Source organism: Bradyrhizobium sp. CCBAU 53415 (assembly GCF_028128735.1).
In the GTDB taxonomy this organism is placed as follows: Bacteria; Pseudomonadota; Alphaproteobacteria; order Rhizobiales; family Xanthobacteraceae; genus Bradyrhizobium.
In genome coordinates this window covers 1,718,580-1,743,434 of record NZ_LBJF01000027.1, presented here as the reverse complement: position 1 = coordinate 1,743,434, position 24,855 = coordinate 1,718,580, and the positions used below count along the sequence as shown (strand labels likewise).

Here is a 24,855-nt window from a genome sequence, read left to right as displayed (position 1 = left end):
GCCGGGCGAAGTGTGCCCAAAAAGGATCCCGATGCCTCAACCCGAATGGACGAGAATGGCGATCGCATCTGCGGTGGCGATCGTCGCGATGTCGTACTTGGCGATCGACGCAGGCCTCGTGAATACCAATGTGGTCAAAAAGCCCATCGAGGTGGCGCAGGCATCGATCGTCGGCGCCGCAATGGGTCAGCATTACCTTGCCTTCGCCGTTCAGGAGTGGGCGCGTCGCGGCCACGAGAAACCCGCCTTGGAGCAATGTCTGGCGATCGATTGATGCGGGGCGCGGCTGTCGCCGATGCCGCGCATTCACCCTTCACCTCTGATGCGCCATCCACCACCGCGCAATTGCGGCGGCCAGATCATTCCAAAGCTCCGTCGGAAGATCCGGGACCGCCACCCGGACGCTATACTGGTCCGTGGTCGCATCGTGAAACCACTCGGTCGCCGCGAAATCGAAGCCGAAGCTGCCGGCGTGGCGGATGGGAAATCCCTCCCCGCGCAATTCGCTGCTCATGTCTTCGGCAGCCTGCCGCGCTGCCGCCTCGTTGAGCGCCCGCTTTCCTCGGAGAGTCACGTACAGGCCGTGGGTGAAATGAAGCTCGGCCGAGAGCGACGGAAGCTTCGCAGCAAAATATCGAGCCGCGCTGCGGCCGTTGCGCAAGATTGCCGCGACACGCCTCTGCGTGAGGGCCCAGCACGCCGCGCTGCCTGCGAAGGGCGGGAAGTGCGCCGGCAACGCCGCGCCGCCGAGCAGCCGCACCGCGTTTCGGGTTTCGGACGCGAGACGTGCCCACTCAACGCCCCCTGCCCGCCGCTGGTGATGCTCGTTCCCTTGCACGAAGACGGCTGAACCGAGCCGGCCATATTCCGCTCCGAGCGAATCGAGCTTGTTGTGGCTTCGCACCAACACCTGCGGGATTCCGTATCGCCGGGCCCATCTCAGGACGCGCCTGATGCGGCCTGACCTGCCGGCGAAGCATGTCGTGTCGAAAACCAGGAGATCGAGGCCCGAGCCGTTACAGCGCAGCGCCGCCTCGAAGGCGCCGGCGAAGGAGCAGGAATCCAACAGAAGTATTCGCGGCGAGTTCGCCGGAGCAAACGCATCGCTCAGCGGCAGGTTCAAGACCTCGAGCCGCAAATGCGGGACGAAGCCCCGGATCAGCTCCAGCGTCTCTCCATAGGAGCCTGGAAGCACCATGACATCGGCCTTCTCGACGATTTGCGCGGAGGCGAGCAGCACGGCGGAGATCGCGGCCATGCCCGAGGCGGTATAGACCGCGGTGCTCGTGCAGCCCCAGTCGAGCTCATAGAACAAAGGACCGCGCACCGTGAGATCGGCCCGCTGGTAGTCGTAACTGAACGCGAACGGCCCGCTGACGGGATCGGCCGTATGCGACCACGCTGTCTCCGTCGCCTTCCACTCCTGCAACTCGTGCTCCGCCCTCAGCGCGGCAGTGATCTGGAATTTGGACCTGACAACCTCGTCGACTGAACGCGGACACGGCAGATCGAACCGGCTTCTCAGGCAGTCATTCAACAGCCTGAGTTCCTCGTGCTTTCGCTCCAGATAGGCTCGAATGGTCTCCATGCGCTTCTCGACGGTTCCGATGGGACGTCAACGTCCGGAAAACGCCGTGGGTCCAACGCGCCCGCTGCAACGAACGCGCGTCCTCGCAGTTGAATCCACACAAGGAGGACAGCATGGCTGACATCAGAGAGCACATGAAGATCATCGGCAAGGACGGCGCACATGTCGGCACCGTCGATCGCGTCGAGGGCAATCGCATCAAGCTGACGCGCACGGACCATCATCACTACATCGATACGAAATATGTCGGTGCCGTCGAAGGCGATATCGTCAAGCTGTCGGTGAATGCCGACGCCGTACCGAAGACGGAAGCTGCCTGAAACACTGCTGAATCACTGAGCCCCTTCGGGGGCTTTTTGTTTGTTCACGATCCGACTCCGCTTCGTTCGGAAAGCACTAATCGCGATCGCAGATTGCGGGGCCGAGGATTCGTTAATGACCGGTTCAGCCAGGTCGGTCATGCACTCACGAGCACGGGCCGCAGCCGATAGGCATCGATCGCGGCATTCGACAGCAACAGCCTGCGTCGCTCACCACGCAACATCATGCGGTCGATCCGGTTCAAGATGAAGCGGGGCGGAATCCTTGTGCTCGCCCGTGAGCAGGCCGGACTGGTCGAGATATCGCCAGGCGATCTCGAAAGACTGTGCGCGTAGCTCGGGATCGGTCATAGCCGCACAACGCTGCCGTGGAACGAATGTTCCTGCGCGCCAAGCGCGCGAGCCGCGCAGGAGTTCAGCGCCGCGGATCGATGCGGAACGAACGCGCAATCAGGGCGTTGCACATCCGACTCGAGTGGTGCCGACCTGCCACCCCCGGTCGGCTTTGAAGAACCCTGTGCTTGTCCCCCGAGCACGGGGTTTTTCTCATCTCGGCCGCCCTATCCAACCGGAGCCATGCGCCCGGCCGAACACGAGGAGTCGGTCTGCTCATCGTGAGGATCGCGGGCGAGCTGATGCCATGCCAAGGCCAGCTGGATGAGCCGTTGCCGATCGGTCCCTTTGGCCTCCGCGGCCCGCTTCATCGCGGCCTCGGCTTCGTGCTGTGGATCGTACTCGGTGCACATGAGGCCGACGCTAGCCGGCCATCTGGACAAGCGCGTGGCAATTTCATCCGTATGATTGCGGGGTACTTTCGGGGCGTGGTAGAGCGATCTGTGAACTACGTCACAGCCTGCCCCCGACATCTCCGCTAAAAAGCGCTTCAACGCCTCGTGGGTGATGTCCGGTCATGACACCCAAAGCAGCCAGCGAAGTCATCGTCCCGAAACGACGACATAGCTCGGACCTGCTCGGCATCGCGTATCTCGGCACGATCGGCGTCGTGATGCTGGCCTGGATCGGCAGCCTGGTCTGGGCCACGATCGCATTCTTCAGCTGGCTCGTGTCCTGACATCCGAGGCGATTGGCGTGCCCGCCGCGCGCCCGGGCTGCGGACGCCGATTAGAACAGGCAGAGCAGCGCCTGAGAGAGTTTGATCCCGCCACAAACGATCATGGCCCAGAGCGCCAAGCTGATCTGGATCGCCTCCAGCATGTCCCACATCCCCCGAATCATCCCGACATTTTTCTTTTGAGACTTGCGCGAAGCGGCAGCTGGCGCCAACGCTTATTTGAAGCAATCGCCGGCAAACCAAAAAAAGAGGCGGGCCTGGGCCCGCCTCCGCGCTCCAATCCAACCTGGGAAAACTCAGTAGCACGCGCGGGGATCGGCCTGTACGTATTGGCCGTTCGGATAACGATAATAGCAGGTGCCCTGCGCCCAGTAGTAGCCGGGCTGGGATGCAGCGGTGGCGCCGGCGATGGCGCCCGTTGCGCCGCCGAGAACCGCGCCGGCGGCAGCCCCTGTTGCATTGCCCGAGATCAGGCCGCCCAGCACGCCGCCGACGATCGCACCGCCAAGCGCGCTGGCGCCGGGGTCAGCCGGTGGCGGAGGCGGAGGTGGTGGCGCATAGGCGACCGGAGGCGGCGCATAGGCCACCGGCACGTCGTCGATATAGTCCTCGGAGATGTAGGCAGGCGGGCCAGCCATCCGCTGCGGATAATAATACCAGACCCCACCAACGTCCCACCACCAGCCAGAGCGTCCGTTGTGGACTTCATGCCGCCAGCGCCCGCCTTCCCAGGCGAGATTGCCGCGATAGGTGTGTCCGCCCCAGTCCCGCGCCGGCGCCGGCGCGGGACCGCGGACGACGCGACGTCCCGACGGCGGGCCGCCGGCACCGTGCGGACCGGGACCCGCATGGGGCTGGCCAGCGGGCTGCGCGGACCGGACCGCCTGCTGCGGCGGAGGACCTTTGGGCATGTTCTGATGGGTCGGGGGCGGCGCCCCTGCGCCCCGGCCGGCCGGCGGCGGGCCAGCATCCTTCTGCGGCCTCGCGTCCTGAGCCTGCGCCGGAAGCGCGAGCAACGACATGGCCGAAACCAATGGAATGACGATCTTCATGCGGCTGGACGCACTCATGCGTGCTTGACCCCCTACTTCCTCGATTGCCGTGGCGCCTGCCGCGATGGACGATTCGCCTCGCGCTGGGCTTGATGCCGGCCGACATAAGTGACCTGCTTTGGTCGGCCAAGTCCCGTTACAAATGGTTAAGATCACGGCATTTTTTCGGCCCAAGCGCCATGCCGGAGCGCTCCTAGCGAGCCGGCTGGATCACGTTGCAGTTGCTTCGCCCGGACATCAGACAATCCTGCATCTTGCTGGCTGCGGTGAGATTCCGGGCAAGCCACCAGCCAACGCCCAGAATCATGATCGCGATGATCAGTCCGGCAATCGCACCGCGGCGATCGCCATCGGGCTGGCGCCTCGGTTGACGGTTGGGTCGAGAATTGGGCTTCTCGCCCAGTTCGGATCTGGACTCGGGCTTGGACATGGCCGCCTGATCGCGCTGGCGAGCCCGCTCTATCACCTCTGCGGCGTCGCGTCGCATCCGATCAGCCTGCCGAACTCAGCCTCGGGTCGGCGGGATCGCATCCTTGCGCGAGGTTTCGACCGCCGGGATCGCCCTCTGGACCCGCGGTGCGCAGGTCGTGAGCACGAATGCGGTCTGGCTGCATTCCCAGCCCGCTCCCAGCACGGCACTTTCGATGGGCTGCGGACGAGCGAGCTGCACGGCGGCGCCCGCCACGCTTGCCAGCACGAAAGCGATTGCGAGCGCCTTCAGGCTCGGTCTTGAGATCGTCATGCCCGTGCTCCGTCTCGTATCGGGCGGACGCTAGGCCCCGCCCTCGTGCTCCCTTATGAGGGACATCACAATTCGGCAGTTTTTTCGGGCTACGAGAGATCGTCGGGGGGCGATTTTTCGTTGACCTGATCGGCTGCGATTATGGGTGGCTTCACGACGCGCGCCGATGTACACGCTTCTGCGTCGCGTTGCGCCTGCTATGCCCAGCCGACGTACCAACAGGCACGGATGTAGTATCGAAAGCGAGGAAGACAAGGCTCGTCGATGAGTGGATTCAGGGAACCCGGCTTCACAGACCGGCAGAAGGCGGCACAGGAAGCCCGCAAAAATCTTTTGAACAAATTCAAGTCGCAACCGGGACCCGACGATCCGGCGGTGGCCGCGCGTCGTGCTGAACGCGAAGCACTCGCGGCCAAGCGTGCCGAGGCGAAGGCTGCGCGCGAGGCGGAAAAGGCCGAGCAGAAGCGTATCGAGGAAGAAGCCAAGGCCGCCGAAGCCGCACGGATCGCGCTCGAGGCTCAGGAAGCCGCCGAGAGACAGGCTGCCCTCGAAGCCGAGCAAAAGGCCAAGCGCGACGCGCGCTATGCGGCCCGCAAGGCCAAGCGCAAGTAAGGCGCGCGCCAGTCGCGTCCAATTGAAGTCGAACTGAAGCACCATTCCGGAGGCGGTCCTGAAGGCCGCCACCGGAATTCGGGAGTGCGCGGCCCCTGACTCGTTAGAATTGGGCAGATGCTGCGCGATGACGACGAAGGATCAATGCTTCTTCATCATCCCGTCGTCTTTCTTCATGCCGTCCTTCGACATGTGGTCCTTCTTCATGCCGTCGTCCTTGGACATGGTGTCCTTCTTCATCATGCCGTCCTTGGACATCGTGTCTTTCTTCATCATGCCGTCATCCTTGCCCATCTTGTCCTGGGCGAAGGCGGCCGGGGCAAGCGCGAGGCCAAGCGAGAGAGCGGCAGCCGAGACGCCGAGCACGATGCGGGTGCGAATGGTCATGGTTCATCTTCCCTTCGAGATAGTGGTTGTCAGCGACGGACGCCGCTATTCAATCTCGACGGATCGCCAGCCGGCGTTGTTACGCCGCGGCCGATAAATTTTCGGAGAGCCCCCCCTATCCGCCGTTCAGCGTACCCAAGCGCTCACAACCGGGATCGGAAGTGTGCAGCGCAGCACGGCCGGCACTTGCCGGGACATTCGGTCCCGAACTATCAGATGACAGAATATCGGGTGAAGGACCGGCTAGAATGGGCCACGTGCCGGTCTCGGGAATCTAAGCCCAATCACAAACAAGACTCGTCCAAGGAAATCACACCATGCTTACGCGCCGCCATCTGCTCGCGACTGCCGTCGCCGCGCCCGCCATCCTCCGCTTCGGCACCGGTACCGCGCAAGCCGCGACCACACTGAAAATCTCGCACCAGTTCCCGGGCGGCACCATCGACAAGGGCGATTTCCGCGACCGGCTCTGCCGCATGTTCGCCGCCGAGGTCAGCAAGCGCAGCAATGGCGACATCGCCGCCGAGATCTACCCGAACTCCTCGCTGATCAAGACCAACGCGCAGTTTTCCGCGATGCGCAAGGGCGCGCTCGACATCAGCCTCTATCCGATGCCTTATGCCGGCGGCGAGGTGCCGGAAACCAATATCGGCCTGATGCCGGGCCTCGTGACCACCTACGACCAGGGCCTGCGCTGGAAGAAGGAGCCGGTCGGCAAGGCGCTCACCGACTTCCTCGCCGACAAGGGCATCATCCTGCTCACCTGGGTCTGGCAGGCCGGCGGCGTCGCCAGCCGCTCCAAGCCGATCGTCGCGCCTGAAGACGCCAAGGGCATGAAGGTGCGCGGCGGCTCGCGCGAGATGGACATGGTGCTTCAGACCGCCGGCGCCTCGGTGCTGTCGGTGCCCTCCAACGAAATCTACGCGGCGATGCAGACCGGCGCCTGCGATGCCGGCATCACCTCCTCGACCAGCCTGATCTCGTTCCGCCTCGAAGAGGTCGCGAAGTCCCTGACCTCGGGCGCGGGCACCTCCTACTGGTTCATGCTCGAGCCCTTGATGATGTCGAAGGCGATCTTCGACAAGCTGCCGAAGAACCATCAGGACATCTTGCTCGCGGTTGGTACCGAGCTCGAAGCCTTCGGCCGCAAGGGAGCGCAGGACGACGACATCGAGGTCGCCAAGGTCTACGAGAAGGCCGGCGCCAAGGTCTCCGTGCTCGACGCCGCGACTGTCGGCAAGTGGCGGGACATCGCCCGCGACACCGCCTGGAAGGACTACGGCGCCAAGACCGCGACTGCGGCAAACCTGCTCAAGCTCGCCATCGACGTCGCGGCATGAGTCACGGTCCGCTTCCGGATCGTGACGACAAGACGATCGCCGCCGCAGGGACCGGCCTTGCGGCAGCGATTGATCGCGGTCTCGCCGTCCTCAACAGCATCATCGTGGCGATCGCGGCGATCGCGCTGGTCGCGGCCTGCGCCATCCTGAGTTACAGCGTCCTCAGCCGCGCCCTGTTCAAGGCCGCCAATTACTGGCAGGACGAGGCCGCAGTGTTCCTGCTGGTCGGGGCGACGTTCATGACGGCTGCCTACGTGCAGCAGAACCGCGGTCACATCGGCATCGAAGCTTTCGTCGGCCTGCTCTCGCCGTTGGCGAACCGGATCAGGCTGTGGCTGGTCGACGCCGCAACCTTCCTGTTCTGCGCCTTCTTCACCTGGAAATCCTGGACGCTGGCCCATGAGGCCTATGTCGACGGTCAGGTCTCGAACTCGATGTGGTCGCCGCCGCTCGCCATTCCCTATTCGCTGATGGCGTTAGGAATGAGCCTGCTCTGCATCCAGATCCTCGTGCAGCTTGCGCTGCCATTCGTCGGAGCCAGGCGGCCATGAGCGTTTTCGGTATCGGCCTCGCCTACGGCATCGCGACGCTGCTCGTGATGTTTTCGGGCATGCCGATTGCGTTCGCGCTCGGCGCGGTCGCCGTCGTGTTCATGGGCATCTACATGCCCTCAGCCTCGCTCGATACGGTGACGCAGAACGTCTACGAGGAAATGGCCTCGATCACGCTTCTGTCGATTCCGCTCTTCATCCTGAAGGGCGCGGCGATCGGCAAGTCGCGTGCGGGCCAGGATCTCTATTCGGCGCTGCATGCCTGGCTGCATCGTGTCCCCGGCGGCCTCGGCGTCGCCAACGTGTTCGCCTGCGCATTGTTCGCGGCGATGGCGGGCTCCTCGCCGGCGACCTGCTCGGCGATCGGCTCGGCCGGCATCCCCGAGATGCGCAAGCGCGGCTATTCCGGCGGCTTTGCCGCAGGGATCATCGCCGCCGGCGGCACGCTCGGCATCCTGCTGCCGCCCTCGATCACCATGATCCTGTTCGCGGTCGCGGCCGAAAAGTCGCTGGGACGGCTGTTCCTCGCCGGCATCGGACCTGGCCTGCTGCTGGTCACGCTGTTCGGTGCCTATGCCGTGATCCGCTTCCGAAACGAATACAAGGCGGCTGAGGTGATCTACAAGAATGGTGGCCCCGAGGCTGCGATCCTGACCCGCGACGAGTACACGCTCGCCGAACGCTTCAGCGTGCTGCCGCGGGTGATCCCGTTCGTACTGCTGCTGACCGGCGTCATGATCGCCCTCTATGGCGGCTACGCCACGCCGTCGGAGACCGCGGGGCTCGGCGGCCTCCTCGCGCTGGCGCTGATCGCTGCGATCTACAGCGTGTGGCGGCCGAGCGACCTTGCCCCCATCATGAAGTCGACGATCCGGGAATCGACCATGTTGATGATGATCATCGGCATGTCGCTGCTTTACTCCTACGTGATGAGCTATCTGCACATCTCGCAATCGGTCGCTGAATCCATCGTCGCGATGCACCTGCCGCGCTGGGAGCTGCTGTTCGCGATCCTGGTCATGGTCGTGGTGCTCGGCTTCTTCCTGCCGCCGGTCTCGATCATCCTGATGACGGCGCCGATCATCCTGCCACCCTTGCGCGCCGCCAATTTCGACATCATCTGGTTCGGCGTGGTCATGACCATCGTGATGGAGATGGGACTGATCCACCCGCCGGTCGGCCTCAACATCTTCGTCATCCGCAACGTCGCGCCGGATATTCCCCTGCGCGAGGTGATCTGGGGCACGCTGCCCTTCGTGCTGCTGATGATGCTCGCCGTGCTGCTGCTCTGCTTTGTGCCGGGGATCTCGACTTGGCTTCCGGATCTCGTGATGGGGCCGGACGGGAGCAGGTAACGCTGCCGCAGGGAGGGCAAAGCGTAGCCTGCCCACCAACTGTCAGCGGTTTGCGGAAGCGCGGTGGGCACGGCGCTACGGGCCTTCGCCCCATCCCACGATGGCAGCCGCCATCGTCATTGCGAGGAGCGAAGCGACGAAGCAATCCAGGCTGTCGCCGCGGCGGGATTCTGGATTGCCGCGCTCGCAATGACGGAGAACTACAAAGCCGCTCGCTTCTTCTTCGCATTCAGCGCGGACGCGACGCGGCTCACCGGCGGCTTGCCCAGCACGCCGCTCATCGCGTTGGTCGCCGCCAGCAGCTTGTCCATATCGACGCCGGTCCTGATGCCCATGCCTTCGAGCATGTAGACGACGTCCTCGGTCGCGACGTTGCCGGTGGCGCCCGGCGCGTAGGGACAGCCGCCAAGGCCGCCGGCCGCCGCGTCGATAACGCGAACGCCTTCCTCCAGACCGGCGTAGAGATTGGCGAGCGCCTGGCCGTAGGTGTCGTGGAAATGCATCGCGAGCCTGGCGGGAGGAATGCCGTCGCTGACGGCGCGCAGCATCTCTTTCGCCTTGCTTGGCGTGCCGACCCCGATGGTGTCGCCGAGCGAGATCTCGTAGCAGCCGAGCTCGAACAGCGTGCTCGCGAGATCGGCGACCGCCTTCGGCTTGATCTCGCCGTCGAAGGGGCAACCCAGCACGCAGGAAATATAGCCGCGCACCTTCACGCCATCGGCCTTGGCGCGCGCCAGCACCGGCTTGAAGCGCTCGATGGACTCCGCGACCGTGCAGTTGATGTTGGCGCGCGAAAATCCTTCCGAGGCCGCCGCAAACACAGAGACCACCTTGGCGCCCGCGGCACGCGCGGCGTCATAGCCCTTCTCGTTCGGCACCAGCACGTGGAATTCTGCGCTCTTGATGTGGCTGACGCCGCGCAGCACGGCATCCGAGCTTGCCATTTGCGGGATCGCCTTGGGCGAGACGAAGGCGCCGACCTCGACCGTACTGAGGCCGGCCCCCACCAGCGCCTCGATGAAGGCAATACGGACCTCGACGCCGACGGGCGTCTTCTCGTTCTGGAGCCCGTCGCGCGGCCCCATTTCGATGATGCGGACAGGATCGCTCATGTCACTCTCCCGAAGGCTCGACCACCGCGAGCTCGACACCCTCCTGCACGATGTCGCCGACCTTGCATTTGATCGACTTCAGCACGCCGGCAAAGGGCGCGCGCAGCGTCTGCTCCATCTTCATCACCTCGAGTGTCAGGATCGGCGCGCCCCTGTCGAGCTTGGCGCCCTCCTCGGCCAGCACGGCAACGACCGTGCCGGGCAAGGGCGCAGCAATCTTGTCCTCGCCGGTCTGCTCCTCAGTCTCGCCGCCGAACGGATCCACCCAATGCAAGTCGAAGCGACCGTTGCGGGTGCGCAAGTAGAGCTCATGGCCGTCGATCACGGCCGCGACCGACGATTTGACGCCGTCCAGCGTGAGGTCGAAGCCGCCGTCCTTCGCCGCGACCGTGAACGCCAGCTCGCGCTCGCCGATCACCAGCGTCGAGGGGCCGCTGCCATAGTTCAGCGTGACCTTCTGCTCCGGACCATGGCCGACTCGGAAGGCAAAGCTGCGCTGGCGCCGGCCGACCGGCTGCCAGCCGAAGGTCTGCCAGGGCGAATTCTCCTTCGCATGTGCCGCCTGTTGCTCTTCGTTGATCACAGCCGCCACCGCGGCGCAGAGCTCGAGCTCTCCGGGGGCCGGCACGGCCTGCGTCAGCACCGCGAGCTCACGCTCGATGAAGCCGGTGTCGATCGCATTGGCCCGCACCTTCGGATGCGTCATCAGCGCCGACAGGAACGGAATATTGGTGACGATGCCGCGAACGTCGGTCTCTTCCAGCCCGCGATTCAGCCGCTCGATCGCGACATCCCGCGTCGGCGCCCAGGCGATCATCTTGGCGAGCATGGCGTCATAGTACGGCGAGACCGCATCACCTTCGCGATAGCCGGCGTCGACGCGCAGGCCTCCGGCTTCCGCCGGCAACCGCCAGGTCGAGATTTTTCCGACCGACGGCATGAAGTTCTTGGTGGGATTCTCCGCATAGACGCGCGCCTCGACGGCATGGCCGTTGAGCCGGATCTCGTCCTGCCTCAGCGGCAGCGCCTCGCCGAAGGCGACGCGCAGCTGCCACTCGACGAGGTCGATGCCGGTGATCAGCTCGGTCACGGGATGCTCGACCTGGAGGCGCGTGTTCATCTCGATGAAGAACACGTCCCTGCCGTCGGAGACGAACTCGATGGTGCCGGCGCCGACATAGTTGACCGCGCCGGCCGCCTTTCGCGCGGCGGCGCAGACCGTCTCGCGCTGCGCCGCGTTGAGCGTCGGCGACGGCGCCTCCTCGATCACCTTCTGATGCCGGCGCTGCAGCGTGCATTCGCGCTCGAACAGCGAGAGCAGATTGCCGTGGCTGTCGCCGATCACCTGCACCTCGATATGCCGCGGATTGTCGACATATTTCTCGATCAACATGCGGTCGTCGCCGAATGCGGCCTTGGCCTCGCGCTTGGCGCTGACGATCGCGGGTTCAAGTTCGGCAGCCGATCGCACGATGCGCATGCCGCGGCCGCCGCCACCGGCGGAGGCCTTCACCAAAATGGGGAAGCCGATCCCCTCGGCAGCCTTCGAAAGCGTTGCCTCGTCCTGGGCTTCGCCGTGATAGCCGGGCACCAGCGGCACGCCGGCCTTCTCCATCAGCGCTTTCGAGCCGGACTTCGAGCCCATCGCCGTCATCATCCCGGCGGTCGGACCGACAAAGACGAGACCCGCATCGAAGCAGGCCCGCGCGAAGTCGGCATTCTCCGACAGGAAACCGTAGCCGGGATGCACGGCCTCGGCGCCGGTCTTGCGCGCGGCCTCGATCAGCCGCTCGACATTGAGGTAGCTGTCGCGGGCGCGCGCCGGCCCGAGCAGCATGGCTTCGTCCGCGAGCGCAACATGCATCGCGTCGCGGTCGGCCTCCGAGTAGACCGCGACCGTGCGCAGGCCCATGGCTCGCGCAGTGCGGATGACGCGGCAGGCGATCTCGCCGCGGTTGGCGATCAGGAGCGTGCGAAAACGACGGTAGAGTTTTGAGCGATCCATCGCATCACATCCTGAACAGGCCGAATTTCGTCGGCTCGATCGTCGCATTCGATGCCGCCGAGAGGCCAAGGCCGAGCACGAGGCGCGTGTCGGCAGGGTCGATCACGCCGTCGTCCCACAGACGCGCGGTCGCATAATACGGATGCCCCTGGCTCTCATATTGCGCGCGGATGGGCTCGCGGAATTTGTCTTCCTCTTCCCTGGACCAGCTGTCGCCCTTGGCCTCGATATTGTCGCGGCGGACCTGGCTCAGCACCATCGAGGCCTGTTCGCCGCCCATCACCGAGATGCGTGCGTTCGGCCACATCCAGAGGAAGCGCGGCGAGTAGGCGCGGCCGCACATGCCGTAGTTCCCGGCGCCATAGGAGCCGCCGATCACGACGGTGAACTTCGGCACCGAGGCTGTTGCCACCGCCGTCACCAGCTTGGCGCCGTCGCGCGCGATGCCGCCGGCCTCGTATTTCTTGCCGACCATGAAGCCGGTGATGTTCTGCAGGAACACCAGGGGAATGCCGCGCTGGCAGCACAGCTCGATGAAATGCGCGCCCTTGAGCGAGCTCTCGCTGAACAGGATGCCGTTGTTGGCGATGATGCCGACCGGATAGCCCCAGATATGGGCAAAGCCGCATACCAGGGTCGTGCCGTAGAGCTTCTTGAACTCGTCGAACTCGGAGCCATCCACCACGCGGGCGATGATGTCGCGAACGTCGAACGGCTTGCGACCATCGACGGGGACGACGCCATAGATTTCCTCCGCCGCAAACAGCGGCTCGCGCGGCGGATGCATGTTCAGATTCGGCCGCGCCGGTGGCTTCAAGGTGCCGACGATGCGCCGCGCGATGCCGATCGCGTGGGCATCGTTCTGGGCGTAATGATCGGTCACGCCCGACTGCCGCGAGTGGACGTCGGCGCCGCCGAGCTCTTCCGCGCTGACGACCTCCCCGGTTGCGGCCTTCACCAGCGGGGGGCCGCCGAGGAAGATGGTGCCTTGATTTCGCACGATGATGCTCTCGTCCGACATCGCCGGGACATAGGCGCCGCCGGCGGTGCAGGAGCCCATCACGATCGCGATCTGCGGAATGCCCTGCGAGGACATCTGGGCCTGATTGTAGAAGATGCGGCCGAAATGCCGCTCGTCCGGAAAGATCTCGTCCTGGAGCGGCAGGAAGGCGCCGCCCGAATCGACCATGTAGACGCAGGGAAGATTGTTCTGCCGCGCGATATCCTGCGCACGCAGATGCTTCTTCACGGTCATCGGATAGTAGGTGCCGCCCTTGATGGTGGCGTCGTTGGCGACGATCACGCATTCGCGACCCGAGATGCGCCCCACCCCCGTGATGACGCTCGCCGAATGCACATCACCGCCATAGAGGCCGTAGGCCGCGAGCGGCGACAGCTCCAGGAACGAAGTCCCGGGATCGACCAGCAGGTCGACTCGCTCACGCGCCAGCATCTTGCCGCGCGCGGTGTGGCGGTTGCGCGAGGCTTCGCCCCCACCGCCGGCGACCTGGCTCAACTTTTCCCGCAAGTCAGCGACGAGGGCGCGCATGGCCTCGGCATTGCGCGCGAAATCTGACGAAGACGGATCGATGCTGGAATGAAGCGGCATGGTAATTCCGATGAGGTGAACGTTTAAGCGGTCTCGGCCATCAGCTCGCGGCCGATCAGCATGCGGCGGACCTCGGAAGTGCCGGCGCCGATTTCGTAGAGTTTTGCGTCGCGCCAGAGGCGCCCCACAGGGAATTCGCTGGTGTAGCCGACCCCGCCGAGCGCCTGGATCGCCTCACCTGCCATCCACGTCGCTTTCTCTGCGGAATAGAGGATCGCAGCCGCGGCATCCTTGCGCAGGCTGCGGGCGTGGTCGGCGCGGTCGCAGGCGCGCCCCACAGCGTAGACGTAGGCGCGTGTGGCCTGCCAGGTCGAATACATGTCGGCGAGCTTGCCCTGCATCAGCTGGAAATCGCCGATCGGCTGACCGAACTGCTTGCGCTCGTGCATGTAGGGCACCACCGCGTCCATGCAGGCCGCCATGATCCCGAGCGGGCCGCCCGAGAGCACCGCGCGCTCATAGTCCAGGCCGGACATCAACACCTTGACGCCCTCGCCCACCTTGCCCAGCACGTTCTCCTCCGGGACCTCGCACTCGTCGAAGAACAGCGGATAGGTGTTGGAGCCGCGCATGCCGAGCTTGTCGAGATGCTGGCCGTGGGTGAAGCCCTTGAAGCCCTTCTCGATGAGGAAGGCGGTCATGCCGCGCGGCCCGGCCTCCGGATCGGTCTTGGCGTAGACCACCAGCACGTCGGCATCGCCGCCGTTGGTGATCCACATCTTGGAGCCGTTGAGCACGTAGCGATCGCCGCGCTTGTCGGCGCGCAGCTTCATCGAGACGACGTCGGAGCCGGCGCCAGGCTCGGACATCGCGAGCGCGCCGACATAGTCGCCCGAGATCAGCTTCGGCAGATAGCGCTGCCGCTGCGCGTCGTTGCCGTTGCGGCGGATCTGGTTGACGCAGAGATTGGAATGGGCGCCGTAGGACAGCCCTACGGCAGCCGAGCCGCGCGAAATTTCCTCCATGGCGACGATGTGGGCGAGATAGCCCATGTTGGAGCCGCCATATTGGTCCGGCGCGGTCATGCCGAGCAGGCCAAGATCGCCAAAGCGCTTCCAGAGGTCTGCGGGAAACAGGTTGGCCTTTTCGATCTCGGCGGCGCGCGGGGTGATCTCGGCCTGCACGAAGGCGCGAAGCGTGTCGCGCAACATGGTGATGTCTTCGCCCAGATCAAAGTCGATGCTCGGGATGTTCAAGGCGATTCCTCCGTATTTTGGGGTCCGAACCTAGCCCGGTCCCGGCCCTCTTGCAGTCGAAAAGGTTGCATTTTCCGCCAAACTTGGCGAGGATTTTCCAAAGGAACTTCCGATGCCTTTTCAAGCCGCCACCGCGATCCCGCGCCGCGCCGTGACCCCCGCCGCCTTCGTCCGCGGCGTGGTTGCAGCCTATGAACAATACGGCCGCGATCCCGCGGAGGCATTGAGCCGGGGCCAGGTCGCGGCGGAGCTCGTCAATTCTCCGGATGGGCGGGTCACAGCCGCCCAGTTCGAGGCGCTGGCCGGTCATGCCATGCGCGAGCTCGACGACGAGGCGCTCGGTTGGTTCTCGCGGCGGCTGCCTTGGGGCACCTATGGCATGCTGTGCCGCGCCTCGATCACGGCGCCGACGCTGGAGGTCGCGCTCAAGCGCTGGTGCCGGCATCACCGTCTGGTCACCGAAGACGTGCTGCTCGATCTCGAGGTTGGCGAAGAGACCGCCGTCGTGTCGATCCGTGAATTGCGCGACCTCGGGCCTTGCCGCGAGTTCTGCCTGGTCACCCTGTTCCGCTACGTGCTCGGCTTCTCGTGTTGGGCTGTCGACTCCCGCATCGCGCTTCGCGCGGCCGAATTCCCCTATCCGGAGCCCGGCCACGTCTCGGTCTATCCGACCATCTTCTGCCGGGCCGTCCGCTTCGATGCGGACCGAGCCAGCATCGTCTTCGACAAGCACTATCTGTCGCTGCCGCTCGCGCGCAGCGCGGCCGATCTCGACAGCATGCTCAAGGGCGCTCTCAAGCTGACCGTGCTGCCCTACCGGCGCGACCGGCTGCTGGTCGAGCGCGTGCGCCGCGTGCTCCGCAATGCGCGTGGGCGTCTTCTCGGCGCCGAGGACGTCGCGAGCGAGCTGGCGCTGTCCACCCGCACCATGCACCGGCGCCTGCGCGAGGAGGCAACCTCGCTGCGCGATCTCAAGGAGGAGGCAAAGTTCGAGCTCGCCAAGCAGGAACTGATGCGCGGCCGCACGCCGATCAAGCGCATCGCGGAGATCGCCGGCTTCCGCAACGAGAAGAGCTTTTCGCGCGCCTTCCGCAGCTGGACCGGCGCAAGCCCGCGCGAATTTCGCGGGCGATATCGGTGAAACGCACGCGAACGCGTGCGTTGCATCGTCGTCATGAATTGACGGCCCCCGAGATGGATCTCGGAGGCCGTAACGTCTCTAAACCGTCTCGATTGCAGCGTCAGTGCGAGTTGGACTGGCCGCCCGACCGAAGCTTGCGCGAGTGCGTCTGCTTCGGCTGCAAGGCGAACGCGTCGGTCGGGGTCTTGGCGCCTCCGCTCTGCGAGCAGGTGCCGCCGATACCGCCGGCCGCGGCGCGGCACGCTTCCATCGTCGGATAGCCGCAGCCATGAGCGGCCTGGGCGCCGTTGGTGATGCAGTATTCTTCCGCCTGAGCCGCGGGTGCGGTCATCATCAGAAACGCAGATGCAAACAGCGTCGCAGCAGATGCGACGAACGTTTTCGAAATCGATGTCATGGTGTCTTTCCTGCTTCAGGATCCCACAAAAGAGTCCTCGGCCTGCCAAGCATGCCGAGCTTCGCACCCTGCATCTAGGCGGCGCCGGGAAACCGACAATCACGGCCCGGCGCATTGCAGGACTTCCCAAATCACATGTCACAGTTAAGTTAGTAACTCATGTATTACGATTCGGATTGCATGAACTTCCGATTGTCCGCACGGGAGTTGCCGGATCCCTATCCCGCCGGCGCGGCGGCTTCCTGCAACGGCAGCGGCACGTCCTTCGCCACGCCGAGCACCGGGAAGCTGCGAACGTTCTTCACATCAGGCATCGCCGCGAAATGCAGGAGCTGCTGGCGCATGCTCTCGACGCTCGGCGCCACGCATTTGAGGAGATAATCGGTGTCGCCCGAAATCCGCCAGCACTGCTGGATGCGCGGGATCGCGCCGATCGAGCTCTCGAACGCCTCCAGCACCGGCTGGGCCTGGCTGCCGAGCTGGATCGAGACGAACGACACCACCTCATAGCCGAGCCGCCGCTCGTCGATGACGGCGCGCACCGCCCGGATCACGCCGCGGCTGAACAGCGACTTCAGCCGCCGCAGGCAGTTGGGCGCGGACACCCCGACACGCTGTGCCAGCTCATTGTTGCGCACCCGCCCGTCCTGCTGCAGCTCGGATAAGATCTTCAGATCGACGCCGTCGAGCTGGTCACGCCCCGCCATACCCCGCCTCGCCATGGTTCGTCATGCGAGGCAGCGAAGCACGCGGAGGAATTGATGCCAAGGGTGATGCGAAGGGTGATGCGAAGGGCAGAACCTGGGATGTCGGCCACCGGATGCGAGGTTATAACGTACGGGCGGGATGCCTCTCCGTCGTCATGGCGGACTCGTCCGGGACGAGCCCGGGCATGACGACGGCATCACGTCGTCTGAAGCCGACGCGGCCGGCCGCCCCTCAATGCGTCCAGGGCTCACCGCGCCGGAACGAAAAATTGTCGGCATAGGCAACCGGGCGGCGGATCGAATCCTGCGGCTCGATCACCTGGTAGGCGATGCCCTTGCGCTCGCAATAGGCGATCGCCTCTTCCTTGCTGTGGAAGCGCAGCGTGATCTGCTGCTTCATGTCGCCGGACGAAGTCCAGCCCATCAGCGGCTCGACCGAGCGCGGCTGTTCCGGCTCGTAATCGAGCTGCCATTCCCTGGTCTTGGACCGGCCGGATTGCATCGCGTTCTTGGCAGGCTTGAAAATGCGTGCGGTCATGGCTGGTCCGGGCCTCTTCGTCTTTTCGTTCGATTTCGATGCGTCACGGTGGCAGTTGGTGGAAATCTCGGGGATAGTATAGAGACACCCCGTGGGAACTGATCGGTGATTCCGGCCTCCCCCGGATGCCTCATCGACGGGTATAGTCATTATGCTGCACCGTGACAATTCCGTACCCGCCTTCCGCGCCGGGATCCCGCCTGGCGGCACTGCCTCGCCGACATCAGCATTTCCGTCCTCTCCGAGAGCTCCCGACGCATGGCCTTCCTGAACGTCAGCGCAACGCTTCCCGAAAAGGGGCGCGACCTCCGGCTCGACCTGTTTCGCGGTGTCGCGAACTGGGCGATCTTCCTCGACCACATCCCCGACAACGTGGTGAACTGGGTCACGACCCGCAACTACGGCTTTTCCGACGCCGCCGACCTGTTCGTCTTCATCTCCGGCTACACGGCGTCCTTCGTCTACGCGCGGATGATGCTGGAGCGCGGCTTCGTCGTCGGCGCCACCCGGCTGACCAAGCGGGTCTGGCAGCTCTACGTCGCCCACATCATCTTGTTCGTGATCTACATCGCCTCGATCAGCTATCTGGCGCTGCGCTTCGGCGATTCCGAGATGATCAACGAGTTCAACGTCGCCGGCCTCGTCGACAATGCCACCGAGACGCTGCGCCAGGGCCTGTTCCTGCGCTTCAAGCCGCTCAATCTCGACGTGCTGCCGCTGTACATCGTGCTGATGGGCCTGTTTCCGCCGGTGCTGTGGTTCATGCTGCGCAAACCCGACCTGACGATGGTCCTGTCGATCGCGCTGTGGCTGGCCGCGCGGCACTACGGCCTGAACCTGACCGCCTATCCGGCCGGCCAGTGGTACTTCAACCCCTATTGCTGGCAGGTGCTGTTCGTGTTCGGCGCCTGGTGCGCGATGGGCGGGGCCCGGCGCTCGATGACGCTGATCAATTCGCAGATCACGCTGTGGGTCTGCCTCGGCTATCTCTTGTTCGCTTTGGTCATGACCATGGCCGGCCGCTTCCCCACCTTCGGCAGCATGTTCCCGGAATGGCTGTTCTCGGCCTTCAACCCGAACGACAAGACCAACCTAGCGCCGTACCGCTTCCTCCATTTCGTCGTGATCGTGATCCTGGTGATCCGCTTCGTGCCGAAGGAGTGGCCGGGCCTGGAGTGGAGGGTGTTCGATCCCTTGATCGTCTGCGGCCAGCAGTCGCTCGCCGTTTTCTGCGTCGGCGTGTTCCTGTCCTTCGTCGGCCATTTCGAGCTATCGATGAGCTCGGGCTCGCTGCTCGCGCAGATCTTCGTCAGCATCGCCGGCATCGCGATCATGACGACGGTGGCCTATTACATCTCGTGGTCGAAGAAGCAGGACAAGCCGCTGAAGCCGCCCCCGCCCAAACCGGCGGCGGCTGCGGTCTGAGCCGGCCAAGCCCCTCCGAACGCGCCATCCGGCTGCCCCGCTTTTTGAGCCGGGATCGGATTGACATGAGTCAACAGAGGCGGCGCCGGCACGCATAGTGTCGCCGCGATATGCGCCGCCGCACAGACGTGGCGGCCTCCTCTGGTACAAGGCCCAAAAACATGCCCTCTCATTTCCACGCCGTGGTATGGATCGATCATTCGCAGGCCAGGATCTTCCATCTCGGCCTGAACGGCTCCGACGAAATCACGCTGCATCCGCAACTGGCGACACGTCATCTTCATCACAAGGCCAATACAATCGGCAGCGGCCACGCCGCCCCCGACAAGGCATTCTACATCGAGGTGACCAAAGCCGTCGCCGACGCCGGTGAGATCCTCATCATCGGTCCGGCGAGCGCGAAGACGGAGCTTGCCGGCCACATTCACGCGAGCGCCCCCGATCTGGCCAAGCGGATTGTCGCGGTGGAAGTGGCCGATCATCCCTCGGATGCCGAGATCGTCGCCTACGCAAAGCGTCACTTCAAGCTGCCGCTACCGCGCGTGCAGGCACCGGGATCGGCCGCGGGCGAGCGGCACTTGGGCTAAATCAGGACCGTACGGCCTCAACGATAATCCGGGGCGCGATGACAATTCTCATCGCGCTCAGGCCGCCTCTTCGCCGTCGAACTCGGTGAATTTCCTGTAGATCCAGTCGCGGCCGTCGTGGCGGCGCCAGACCTTGCCGACCACGAACTGGCCGTTGATGGAGCGGCGCGGCACGATCACGGTCCAGAGGTGCCAGATCTCGGTCCAGTTCGACTGCGGACCGACGGTCTTGAGGTTGCGATCGAAAGACATGGCGCAGAACTCGCTGGAGCAGAATTCAACTGACACGCGCGCCGCGACGAACCGTGCTGGGTGACGAACCGCGCTCTGTGTCGCACAGATTGAAGGCGGCCCATCGCGAGCCAGGACCGACCTGATAGCAGCCACTCAAACGACCGCAACAACCGCTCGCCTTTAACCTAACCGATCAACCTTACTTCTCGGGATGGTTCGGCGCGATCGGTTGAAAGCCAGTGCCGATTTTTCTAGAATGCATGTGATTTGAGAACGAGCGCGCTGTTTCTGCGCACGGTGATTTTTGAACTGACGTCGAACTTTGCAAGCAATCTGACGTTTGGAACTATTGGGTTGCGGGGAACAACAATCATGAAATTGCAATGTGCACGGCTGCGCCTCGCGCTGCGAATGACGCCGCCTGCGGCGGTCGTGAGGACGCCGTCACAAGAGCCGCCGCAAGCCGCCAACGACAACCAGGCGGCTTGGTCGTTGGTCCCGTTTCCGTCCGGCTGGTACGCATCGAACTGATCGGCACGGCCGGAAAAGCGCAACGCCGCGCAAGCGGAATATCATCGCTTGGCGGCGTCCGTTTAGATATTGGGCGCTGAAATCCCCAACATGCATATGTCTACGGCGATGCCCGGAAGGTTCGACGAGGCTTTGCTGATGCCGTGCGAAGCGGGCGTCAGGACGTGAAGAATCCGGGGCGGCGGGCGCGCTTCTTCGCGTCATCTCGCAACCAATCCCCGCGCAGCGAATTGCAGCTTTTCCTCACATGCCAGAGTCAGCTTGAGCCGGAGCGCGGCCGTGAATTTTCCCGAACCGGCAGAGAGCCATCATCAACAGACCGAGCGGCCGGGTGCGGTTGACGAGATCGAGGCCCCGGAAAAACGCTCCGACGCGCCGGAGACCGGAAGCTCCCTCTTCGCGCTCCGCGGGGCCAGGCGTCGTTGCAATGGTGATGCCGGGATGGATCTGCGCCCTCGCCTGGATCACCTGGCGCATTGTCGGTGAAATGCTGTCCTGAGGCGGCAGCGCCACATGACATTCAACCTCGGGACTGGTCGGGGCAGCTGGATTCGAACCAACGACCTGCAGTACCCAAAACTGCCGCGCTACCAGGCTGCGCTATACCCCGAATGTCCGGCGAGCCCCGTCGATACACGCTTCCCAAGGCGCCAGCAAGCTTCCAAAGCCGTCAGCAAGGCCGGCAATCGCACCGTCCGCCCTATTTGCTGCCGAACAGGGGATGGCCGACGCGGTCGCCGGGGCGGATGCCGTACTTCTGCGCCGTTCCCGCCACCACTTCCAGCACGGCCCGGGCCGGCCCCCGGGACGAGATGATCTTCGTCGACAGCGGCTCGGTGTTTTCGGCGATGCGCAGAATGCGGCCGTCCGCGCGGATGAAGATCATGTCGAGCGAGACATAAGTATTCTTCATCCACATCGACACTTCCTGCTCGGGATTGAAGTCGAACAGCATGCCCTTGCCGTCTGCCAGTTCCTTGCGATACATCAGGCCGGTCTGCTTCTCCTCCTCGGTCGTTGCCATCTCCACCGAGAATACCTGCACACCATTCTTGGTGACGATCTCGAGCGGCTGAAAGCTGGCGGCGCCGGCGGGCGGGCTGGCGACGGCACAGCCGATGATGACGAGGATGGCGGCAAGCCAGCCCTTTGCAACGGACCAGACGGCCTTTCGATCAAAATTCATGGGGCTCTCGAGGCGCGGGAACTGGGCCAGTCCTTACGCGGCGGCCGTCGAAAAAGAAAGAGGCGCGCCGGCCAGCCGGCACGCCTCAGCTGCTCACGATTGCGGGAATTAGTGTCCTGATAGCGTTTTCCAGCGAAGTGGATACCGGTTCGCGTGAAGAAAACGCGTCAAAACAAGAATCTAGACCTTCGGTTCTGATTCAAACAGAACCGAAGCTCTAGTGCGACTGCAGTCCCGGCGATCCGGTCTCGGGATGGATCTCGGCCGCCATCATGCCCTTGGAGCCAGGCCCGAAGCGGACCAGGACATACTGGCCGGGCCTGAGTTCGGTCATGCCGAAGCGGCGGAGCGTCTCCATGTGCACGAAAATGTCGGGCGTGCCCTCGCCGCAGGTCAGGAAGCCGAAGCCACGCAGCCGGTTGAACCATTTGACCTGGGCCCGTTCCAGCCCGCTGGTCGGGGTGACCGTGACGTGGGTGCGCGGCGGCAGCATCTGCGCCGGATGGATCGCGGTCGACTCGTCCATCGAGACCACGCGGAAGGCCTGGTAACCCTTGGCGCGCTGAATGCATTCGACGACGATGCGGGCGCCCTCATAAGCCGTCTGGAAGCCGTCGCGCCGAAGCACGGTCACGTGCAGAAGGACGTCCGGCCAGCCATTGTCGGGAACGATGAAGCCATAACCTTTGGAGGCGTCGAACCATTTGATGACGCCATGGACCTCGACGAGATTGGCGCTGGTCTCACCAAGCCCGCTGAAGGGACTGAGCGCGCTATCGCGGCCGGCACCACCATGTTCGCCCGGCGTCATTCGCCCGGGCGATACTCCCTGCCCGGGAACTCCGAGCTTCTTGGACTCAAATCCGTCCGACGACCCCATAACCCCGGACCCCACACTGCCATGCAACCCGCCACATTGGCGGCGCTCGAATCACGCGTCCCTAGAGAATCTTCTCAACTCGACGCGACGCGAATCTTTCGACTCAAAAGATAACACTCCCGGTTGCGAGGCATAGACAAAAAAGAGATTCGCCGGAACCTATGAACAGCTTGCACAGCCGCGAATCAAATTGATGCCTCAATTGCCGACAAAGGGCCCGAGCGTCTCGCCGATGTCGTGGTGGATGACGAGATCGGCGATGTCGTCCTGCTCGGTCGGCTCGCGGTTGATGATCACCAGACGTGCACCGGCGCGCTTGGCCATCATCGGAAAGCCCGCGGCCGGCCAGACCACGAGCGAGGAACCGATCGCGATGAAGAGATCGCAGGCTTGTGATAGCGCGGTCGCACGCTGCATTTCGTCGTCCGGCATCATCTGGCCGAAGGAGATCGTGGCGGTCTTCACCGGCTCGTCGCACGCGGTACAGTCGGGCGCCGTGCCATCGTCGTCGAAGCGGCGCCTCACCCAGTCGAGCGGATAGGCCAGCCCACACCCGATGCATCGCGCATAAGTGGTATTTCCGTGAAGCTCAACCACGTGCTCGCTGGCGAAGCCCGAGGCCTGGTGCAGATTGTCGATGTTCTGGGTGATGACGGCGGGAACCTTGCCGGCGCGGTAGAGCGAGGCCAGCGCGCGATGGCCCCGGCCGGGCTTCGCCGCGGCAAAGACCTCCTCCATCGCGAAGCGGCGGCGCCAGGATTCGTTGCGCGCTTCCCGACTCGCGACGAATTCGTCGAATGGGATCGGACGGTAACGCGTCCAAATTCCGCCCGGCGAGCGGAAGTCGGGAATGCCGCATTCGGTCGAGATGCCGGCGCCGGTGAACGGCACGATGGCCCTGGCCTCGGCGATCATGTCGCCGAGGCGCTCGACGCCGCTCTGGATATCCGATGCGATCAATCGCGCCTCCACGAGTCGCTTTGCCTGACAGCAACACGTGCAAGCGACAAGATCATTGACGTTCCTATCAAGCGCGAACGCAATGCGCCCGGCAATTTTTTCCAAACCTTCGCATATCACATTCCTGCAATGCCTCCTCCCCATTGACGCCCTATTCAGGAGCGCCAATGGATGTGTTGACGCGACTCAACGTGATTGCGGCGGCAGCGCTTGAGTTCAGAGGTGCACATACTCAGGTGTAGAGGGGATTTGACATGACCGAAGACGAAGAACGCAAGGCTCGTGAGCGCGATGAGATCGCCGCCCGTGTCGCCGCCTTCCGTGCCACGCAAGAAAAATTCAAGCGCGAGCGCGAAGAATACTTCGTGTCGACGCTGGAGAATGCCCGCAAGGTCGAGCGGCCATCGCTGTGGCCGTAGGCACCGTCGCGCAGGAAAACGCGAAGACGAGCGAATGAAAAAAACCCGGAGCAACGCTCCGGGCTTTTTCGCTATCGGCTGTTACCAATGGCGCCAGTGGTGATGGCGGTAGTACGGCCTGCCGTAATAGGCGTAGGGACCCGGTCCGTAATAATAGCCCGGGCCGCCATAGTAGGCGTAGCCGGGACCGTAATAGCCATATGGGTGGGAGGCTGCGACCGCACCCGCCGTGATCGCGCCGGCGGCAAGGCCGAATGCGAGGCCCGGGCCGATGCCGCGGCCACGCGCCTCGGCCGGCGCAGGGGCGGCGACCGCGGTCACGCCGACGGCCGCGATGGTAGCCAGAACTGCCAGTGTCTTCTTCATGCTCTTCTCCTTCGCGTCTCGCGGGGACAACCGCGAGCGCCTGCGATGGTTGCGCCATGGGGAACCGACCGCAGTGAAAATTGTCGGTGCAGCGGGAACGAAATCACCGGACACGGATTGACGTTCCGAGTGCGGGAGCCTCCGCCATCCGGGTTGAGGCAACGGCACGAAGACCCCGTCAGCATCTCCGCGATGCTGGCGGGGTTTTTCGGTTTCGGGAGCAACTGGCAGCAGACCACAATTATTGCCAGCGGGGCAGACGATCGAGGAGGAAAGTTTGCCGTTATTCGCTTTGCTGGCCCGTATCCGCAGGTTGGTTCCTAGATCCGACGATCAGCACTACGACGAAATCGTCCGCAGCTTCGGTGTCGGCACGCTGCACCCGCCGCCGACGCCGATGAGCGACCGCGAACTGGCGCGGGCGATCGCCGAGTTCCTGAAGGAGCAGCCGTCGAGCGAGTCCGTCGCGACCCTCGGCCGCCGGCTCGACCCCTCCTCTCCGGTATGAGTCCTTTTTATGAGAGCATGGAACCCGGATTGCGC

At 64.2% G+C, this 24,855-nt stretch carries 30 protein-coding genes and 1 tRNA gene; 12 read left to right on the top strand and 19 right to left on the bottom strand.

Annotated elements, in window-relative coordinates; genetic code table 11:
- The first annotated feature begins 55 nt into the window (after window positions 1–55).
- The gene (locus XH87_RS36545; protein WP_245333239.1) at window positions 56–274 is read left to right on the top strand and encodes a hypothetical protein; all 219 of its coding nucleotides are present in this window, start codon (window positions 56–58) and stop codon (window positions 272–274) included.
- A 39-nt stretch (window positions 275–313) separates the two neighbouring features.
- Here XH87_RS36545 and XH87_RS36540 read toward each other — a convergent pair whose 3' ends face one another.
- Window positions 314–1,588: a hypothetical protein gene (locus XH87_RS36540; RefSeq protein WP_271590900.1), complete on the bottom strand. Its 1,275-nt coding sequence runs from the start codon at window positions 1,586–1,588 to the stop codon at window positions 314–316.
- Window positions 1,589–1,701: 113 nt separating this feature from the next.
- Here XH87_RS36540 and XH87_RS36535 point away from each other — a divergent pair, with 113 nt between their 5' ends.
- Both XH87_RS36535 and XH87_RS36530 read left to right on the top strand, forming a co-directional pair.
- A complete protein-coding gene (locus XH87_RS36535) occupies window positions 1,702–1,908 on the top strand; it encodes a DUF2171 domain-containing protein (protein WP_271590899.1) in 207 nt (68 codons plus the stop codon).
- A gap of 910 nt (window positions 1,909–2,818) precedes the next feature.
- On the top strand, window positions 2,819–2,980 hold the full coding sequence (locus tag XH87_RS36530) for a hypothetical protein (protein ID WP_271590898.1): 162 nt from the start codon (window positions 2,819–2,821) through the stop codon (window positions 2,978–2,980).
- Between the two features lie 296 nt (window positions 2,981–3,276).
- Here the strand turns inward: XH87_RS36530 and XH87_RS36525 are convergent, their stop codons facing one another.
- The 3 genes from XH87_RS36525 to XH87_RS36515 form a co-directional block, all read right to left on the bottom strand.
- The gene (locus XH87_RS36525) at window positions 3,277–4,050 is read right to left on the bottom strand and encodes a hypothetical protein (protein ID WP_271590897.1); all 774 of its coding nucleotides are present in this window, start codon (window positions 4,048–4,050) and stop codon (window positions 3,277–3,279) included.
- 175 nt (window positions 4,051–4,225) lie between these two features.
- Window positions 4,226–4,462: a DUF2273 domain-containing protein gene (locus tag XH87_RS36520; protein ID WP_271590947.1), complete on the bottom strand. Its 237-nt coding sequence runs from the start codon at window positions 4,460–4,462 to the stop codon at window positions 4,226–4,228.
- Between the two features lie 75 nt (window positions 4,463–4,537).
- A complete protein-coding gene (locus XH87_RS36515; protein ID WP_035714941.1) occupies window positions 4,538–4,774 on the bottom strand; it encodes a hypothetical protein in 237 nt (78 codons plus the stop codon).
- Between the two features lie 264 nt (window positions 4,775–5,038).
- Between XH87_RS36515 and XH87_RS36510 the strand changes: the two genes are divergently transcribed.
- Complete coding sequence (locus tag XH87_RS36510) at window positions 5,039–5,386, top strand: DUF6481 family protein (protein WP_035714936.1); 348 nt, start codon at window positions 5,039–5,041, stop codon at window positions 5,384–5,386.
- Between the two features lie 141 nt (window positions 5,387–5,527).
- Here the strand turns inward: XH87_RS36510 and XH87_RS36505 are convergent, their stop codons facing one another.
- The gene (locus XH87_RS36505; protein WP_035714932.1) at window positions 5,528–5,773 is read right to left on the bottom strand and encodes a pentapeptide MXKDX repeat protein; all 246 of its coding nucleotides are present in this window, start codon (window positions 5,771–5,773) and stop codon (window positions 5,528–5,530) included.
- Window positions 5,774–6,090: 317 nt separating this feature from the next.
- Here XH87_RS36505 and XH87_RS36500 point away from each other — a divergent pair, with 317 nt between their 5' ends.
- The 3 genes from XH87_RS36500 to XH87_RS36490 are packed head-to-tail and all read left to right on the top strand — an operon-like array spanning window position 6,091 to window position 9,019.
- Window positions 6,091–7,113 (top strand): TRAP transporter substrate-binding protein, encoded by a 1,023-nt coding sequence (locus tag XH87_RS36500; protein WP_271590896.1) that lies wholly within the window; start codon window positions 6,091–6,093, stop codon window positions 7,111–7,113.
- Complete coding sequence (locus tag XH87_RS36495; RefSeq protein WP_271590895.1) at window positions 7,110–7,664, top strand: TRAP transporter small permease; 555 nt, start codon at window positions 7,110–7,112, stop codon at window positions 7,662–7,664. The genes XH87_RS36500 and XH87_RS36495 overlap by 4 nt, the downstream gene beginning before the upstream one ends.
- On the top strand, window positions 7,661–9,019 hold the full coding sequence (locus XH87_RS36490; RefSeq protein WP_158669913.1) for a TRAP transporter large permease: 1,359 nt from the start codon (window positions 7,661–7,663) through the stop codon (window positions 9,017–9,019). Before XH87_RS36495 ends, XH87_RS36490 begins: the two co-directional genes overlap by 4 nt.
- Before the next feature lie 200 nt (window positions 9,020–9,219).
- On the opposite strand, the gene XH87_RS36485 is transcribed toward XH87_RS36490, so the two are convergent.
- From XH87_RS36485 to XH87_RS36470, 4 genes are read right to left on the bottom strand one after another with little or no spacing between them, the layout of a single operon-like run.
- Window positions 9,220–10,131 (bottom strand): hydroxymethylglutaryl-CoA lyase, encoded by a 912-nt coding sequence (locus XH87_RS36485; protein ID WP_271590894.1) that lies wholly within the window; start codon window positions 10,129–10,131, stop codon window positions 9,220–9,222.
- 1 nt (window position 10,132) lies between these two features.
- Window positions 10,133–12,136 carry an acetyl/propionyl/methylcrotonyl-CoA carboxylase subunit alpha gene (locus tag XH87_RS36480; protein ID WP_271590893.1) on the bottom strand — a complete coding sequence of 668 codons (2,004 nt, stop codon included), beginning with the start codon at window positions 12,134–12,136 and terminating at the stop codon, window positions 10,133–10,135.
- A gap of 4 nt (window positions 12,137–12,140) precedes the next feature.
- Window positions 12,141–13,745: a carboxyl transferase domain-containing protein gene (locus XH87_RS36475; RefSeq protein WP_035714905.1), complete on the bottom strand. Its 1,605-nt coding sequence runs from the start codon at window positions 13,743–13,745 to the stop codon at window positions 12,141–12,143.
- A gap of 23 nt (window positions 13,746–13,768) precedes the next feature.
- Window positions 13,769–14,941 (bottom strand): isovaleryl-CoA dehydrogenase, encoded by a 1,173-nt coding sequence (locus XH87_RS36470; protein ID WP_333909215.1) that lies wholly within the window; start codon window positions 14,939–14,941, stop codon window positions 13,769–13,771.
- A 112-nt stretch (window positions 14,942–15,053) separates the two neighbouring features.
- Here XH87_RS36470 and XH87_RS36465 point away from each other — a divergent pair, with 112 nt between their 5' ends.
- Complete coding sequence (locus tag XH87_RS36465; protein WP_271590892.1) at window positions 15,054–16,082, top strand: AraC family transcriptional regulator; 1,029 nt, start codon at window positions 15,054–15,056, stop codon at window positions 16,080–16,082.
- A 100-nt stretch (window positions 16,083–16,182) separates the two neighbouring features.
- Here the strand turns inward: XH87_RS36465 and XH87_RS36460 are convergent, their stop codons facing one another.
- The 3 genes from XH87_RS36460 to XH87_RS36450 all read right to left on the bottom strand — a co-directional run bounded on the left by XH87_RS36460 (window position 16,183) and on the right by XH87_RS36450 (window position 17,724).
- A complete protein-coding gene (locus tag XH87_RS36460; protein WP_158671050.1) occupies window positions 16,183–16,479 on the bottom strand; it encodes a DUF3551 domain-containing protein in 297 nt (98 codons plus the stop codon).
- Window positions 16,480–16,697: 218 nt separating this feature from the next.
- A complete protein-coding gene (locus XH87_RS36455; protein WP_035714993.1) occupies window positions 16,698–17,186 on the bottom strand; it encodes an Lrp/AsnC family transcriptional regulator in 489 nt (162 codons plus the stop codon).
- Window positions 17,187–17,418: 232 nt separating this feature from the next.
- Window positions 17,419–17,724, bottom strand: a complete 306-nt coding sequence (locus tag XH87_RS36450) for an ETC complex I subunit (protein WP_212085072.1) — start codon at window positions 17,722–17,724, stop codon at window positions 17,419–17,421.
- 258 nt (window positions 17,725–17,982) lie between these two features.
- Here XH87_RS36450 and XH87_RS36445 point away from each other — a divergent pair, with 258 nt between their 5' ends.
- Together XH87_RS36445 and XH87_RS36440 are read left to right on the top strand one after the other, a co-directional pair.
- A complete protein-coding gene (locus XH87_RS36445; protein ID WP_271590891.1) occupies window positions 17,983–19,149 on the top strand; it encodes an OpgC domain-containing protein in 1,167 nt (388 codons plus the stop codon).
- Window positions 19,150–19,310: 161 nt separating this feature from the next.
- Window positions 19,311–19,736 (top strand): translational machinery protein, encoded by a 426-nt coding sequence (locus XH87_RS36440; RefSeq protein WP_271590890.1) that lies wholly within the window; start codon window positions 19,311–19,313, stop codon window positions 19,734–19,736.
- A gap of 57 nt (window positions 19,737–19,793) precedes the next feature.
- Here XH87_RS36440 and XH87_RS36435 read toward each other — a convergent pair whose 3' ends face one another.
- The 6 genes from XH87_RS36435 to XH87_RS36410 all read right to left on the bottom strand — a co-directional run bounded on the left by XH87_RS36435 (window position 19,794) and on the right by XH87_RS36410 (window position 23,527).
- On the bottom strand, window positions 19,794–19,988 hold the full coding sequence (locus XH87_RS36435) for a hypothetical protein (RefSeq protein ID WP_158671052.1): 195 nt from the start codon (window positions 19,986–19,988) through the stop codon (window positions 19,794–19,796).
- Between the two features lie 756 nt (window positions 19,989–20,744).
- Window positions 20,745–20,978 carry a hypothetical protein gene (locus XH87_RS36430; protein WP_271590889.1) on the bottom strand — a complete coding sequence of 78 codons (234 nt, stop codon included), beginning with the start codon at window positions 20,976–20,978 and terminating at the stop codon, window positions 20,745–20,747.
- A gap of 56 nt (window positions 20,979–21,034) precedes the next feature.
- Window positions 21,035–21,111: transfer RNA gene (locus XH87_RS36425), tRNA-Pro, on the bottom strand.
- A 90-nt stretch (window positions 21,112–21,201) separates the two neighbouring features.
- On the bottom strand, window positions 21,202–21,687 hold the full coding sequence (locus tag XH87_RS36420) for a DUF192 domain-containing protein (RefSeq protein ID WP_035714880.1): 486 nt from the start codon (window positions 21,685–21,687) through the stop codon (window positions 21,202–21,204).
- A gap of 217 nt (window positions 21,688–21,904) precedes the next feature.
- Window positions 21,905–22,567, bottom strand: a complete 663-nt coding sequence (locus XH87_RS36415; protein ID WP_035714876.1) for a cold-shock protein — start codon at window positions 22,565–22,567, stop codon at window positions 21,905–21,907.
- A gap of 198 nt (window positions 22,568–22,765) precedes the next feature.
- Window positions 22,766–23,527 carry an SIR2 family NAD-dependent protein deacylase gene (locus tag XH87_RS36410; RefSeq protein WP_199763222.1) on the bottom strand — a complete coding sequence of 254 codons (762 nt, stop codon included), beginning with the start codon at window positions 23,525–23,527 and terminating at the stop codon, window positions 22,766–22,768.
- A gap of 254 nt (window positions 23,528–23,781) precedes the next feature.
- On the opposite strand from XH87_RS36410, the gene XH87_RS36405 reads away from it, so the two are divergent.
- Window positions 23,782–23,946, top strand: coding sequence for a hypothetical protein (locus XH87_RS36405; protein WP_162832225.1), 165 nt, complete (start codon window positions 23,782–23,784; stop codon window positions 23,944–23,946).
- Window positions 23,947–24,027: 81 nt separating this feature from the next.
- Here the strand turns inward: XH87_RS36405 and XH87_RS36400 are convergent, their stop codons facing one another.
- The gene (locus XH87_RS36400; RefSeq protein WP_035714986.1) at window positions 24,028–24,312 is read right to left on the bottom strand and encodes a hypothetical protein; all 285 of its coding nucleotides are present in this window, start codon (window positions 24,310–24,312) and stop codon (window positions 24,028–24,030) included.
- Between the two features lie 277 nt (window positions 24,313–24,589).
- On the opposite strand from XH87_RS36400, the gene XH87_RS36395 reads away from it, so the two are divergent.
- Complete coding sequence (locus XH87_RS36395) at window positions 24,590–24,820, top strand: hypothetical protein (RefSeq protein ID WP_035714983.1); 231 nt, start codon at window positions 24,590–24,592, stop codon at window positions 24,818–24,820.
- Window positions 24,821–24,855 lie beyond the last annotated feature (35 nt).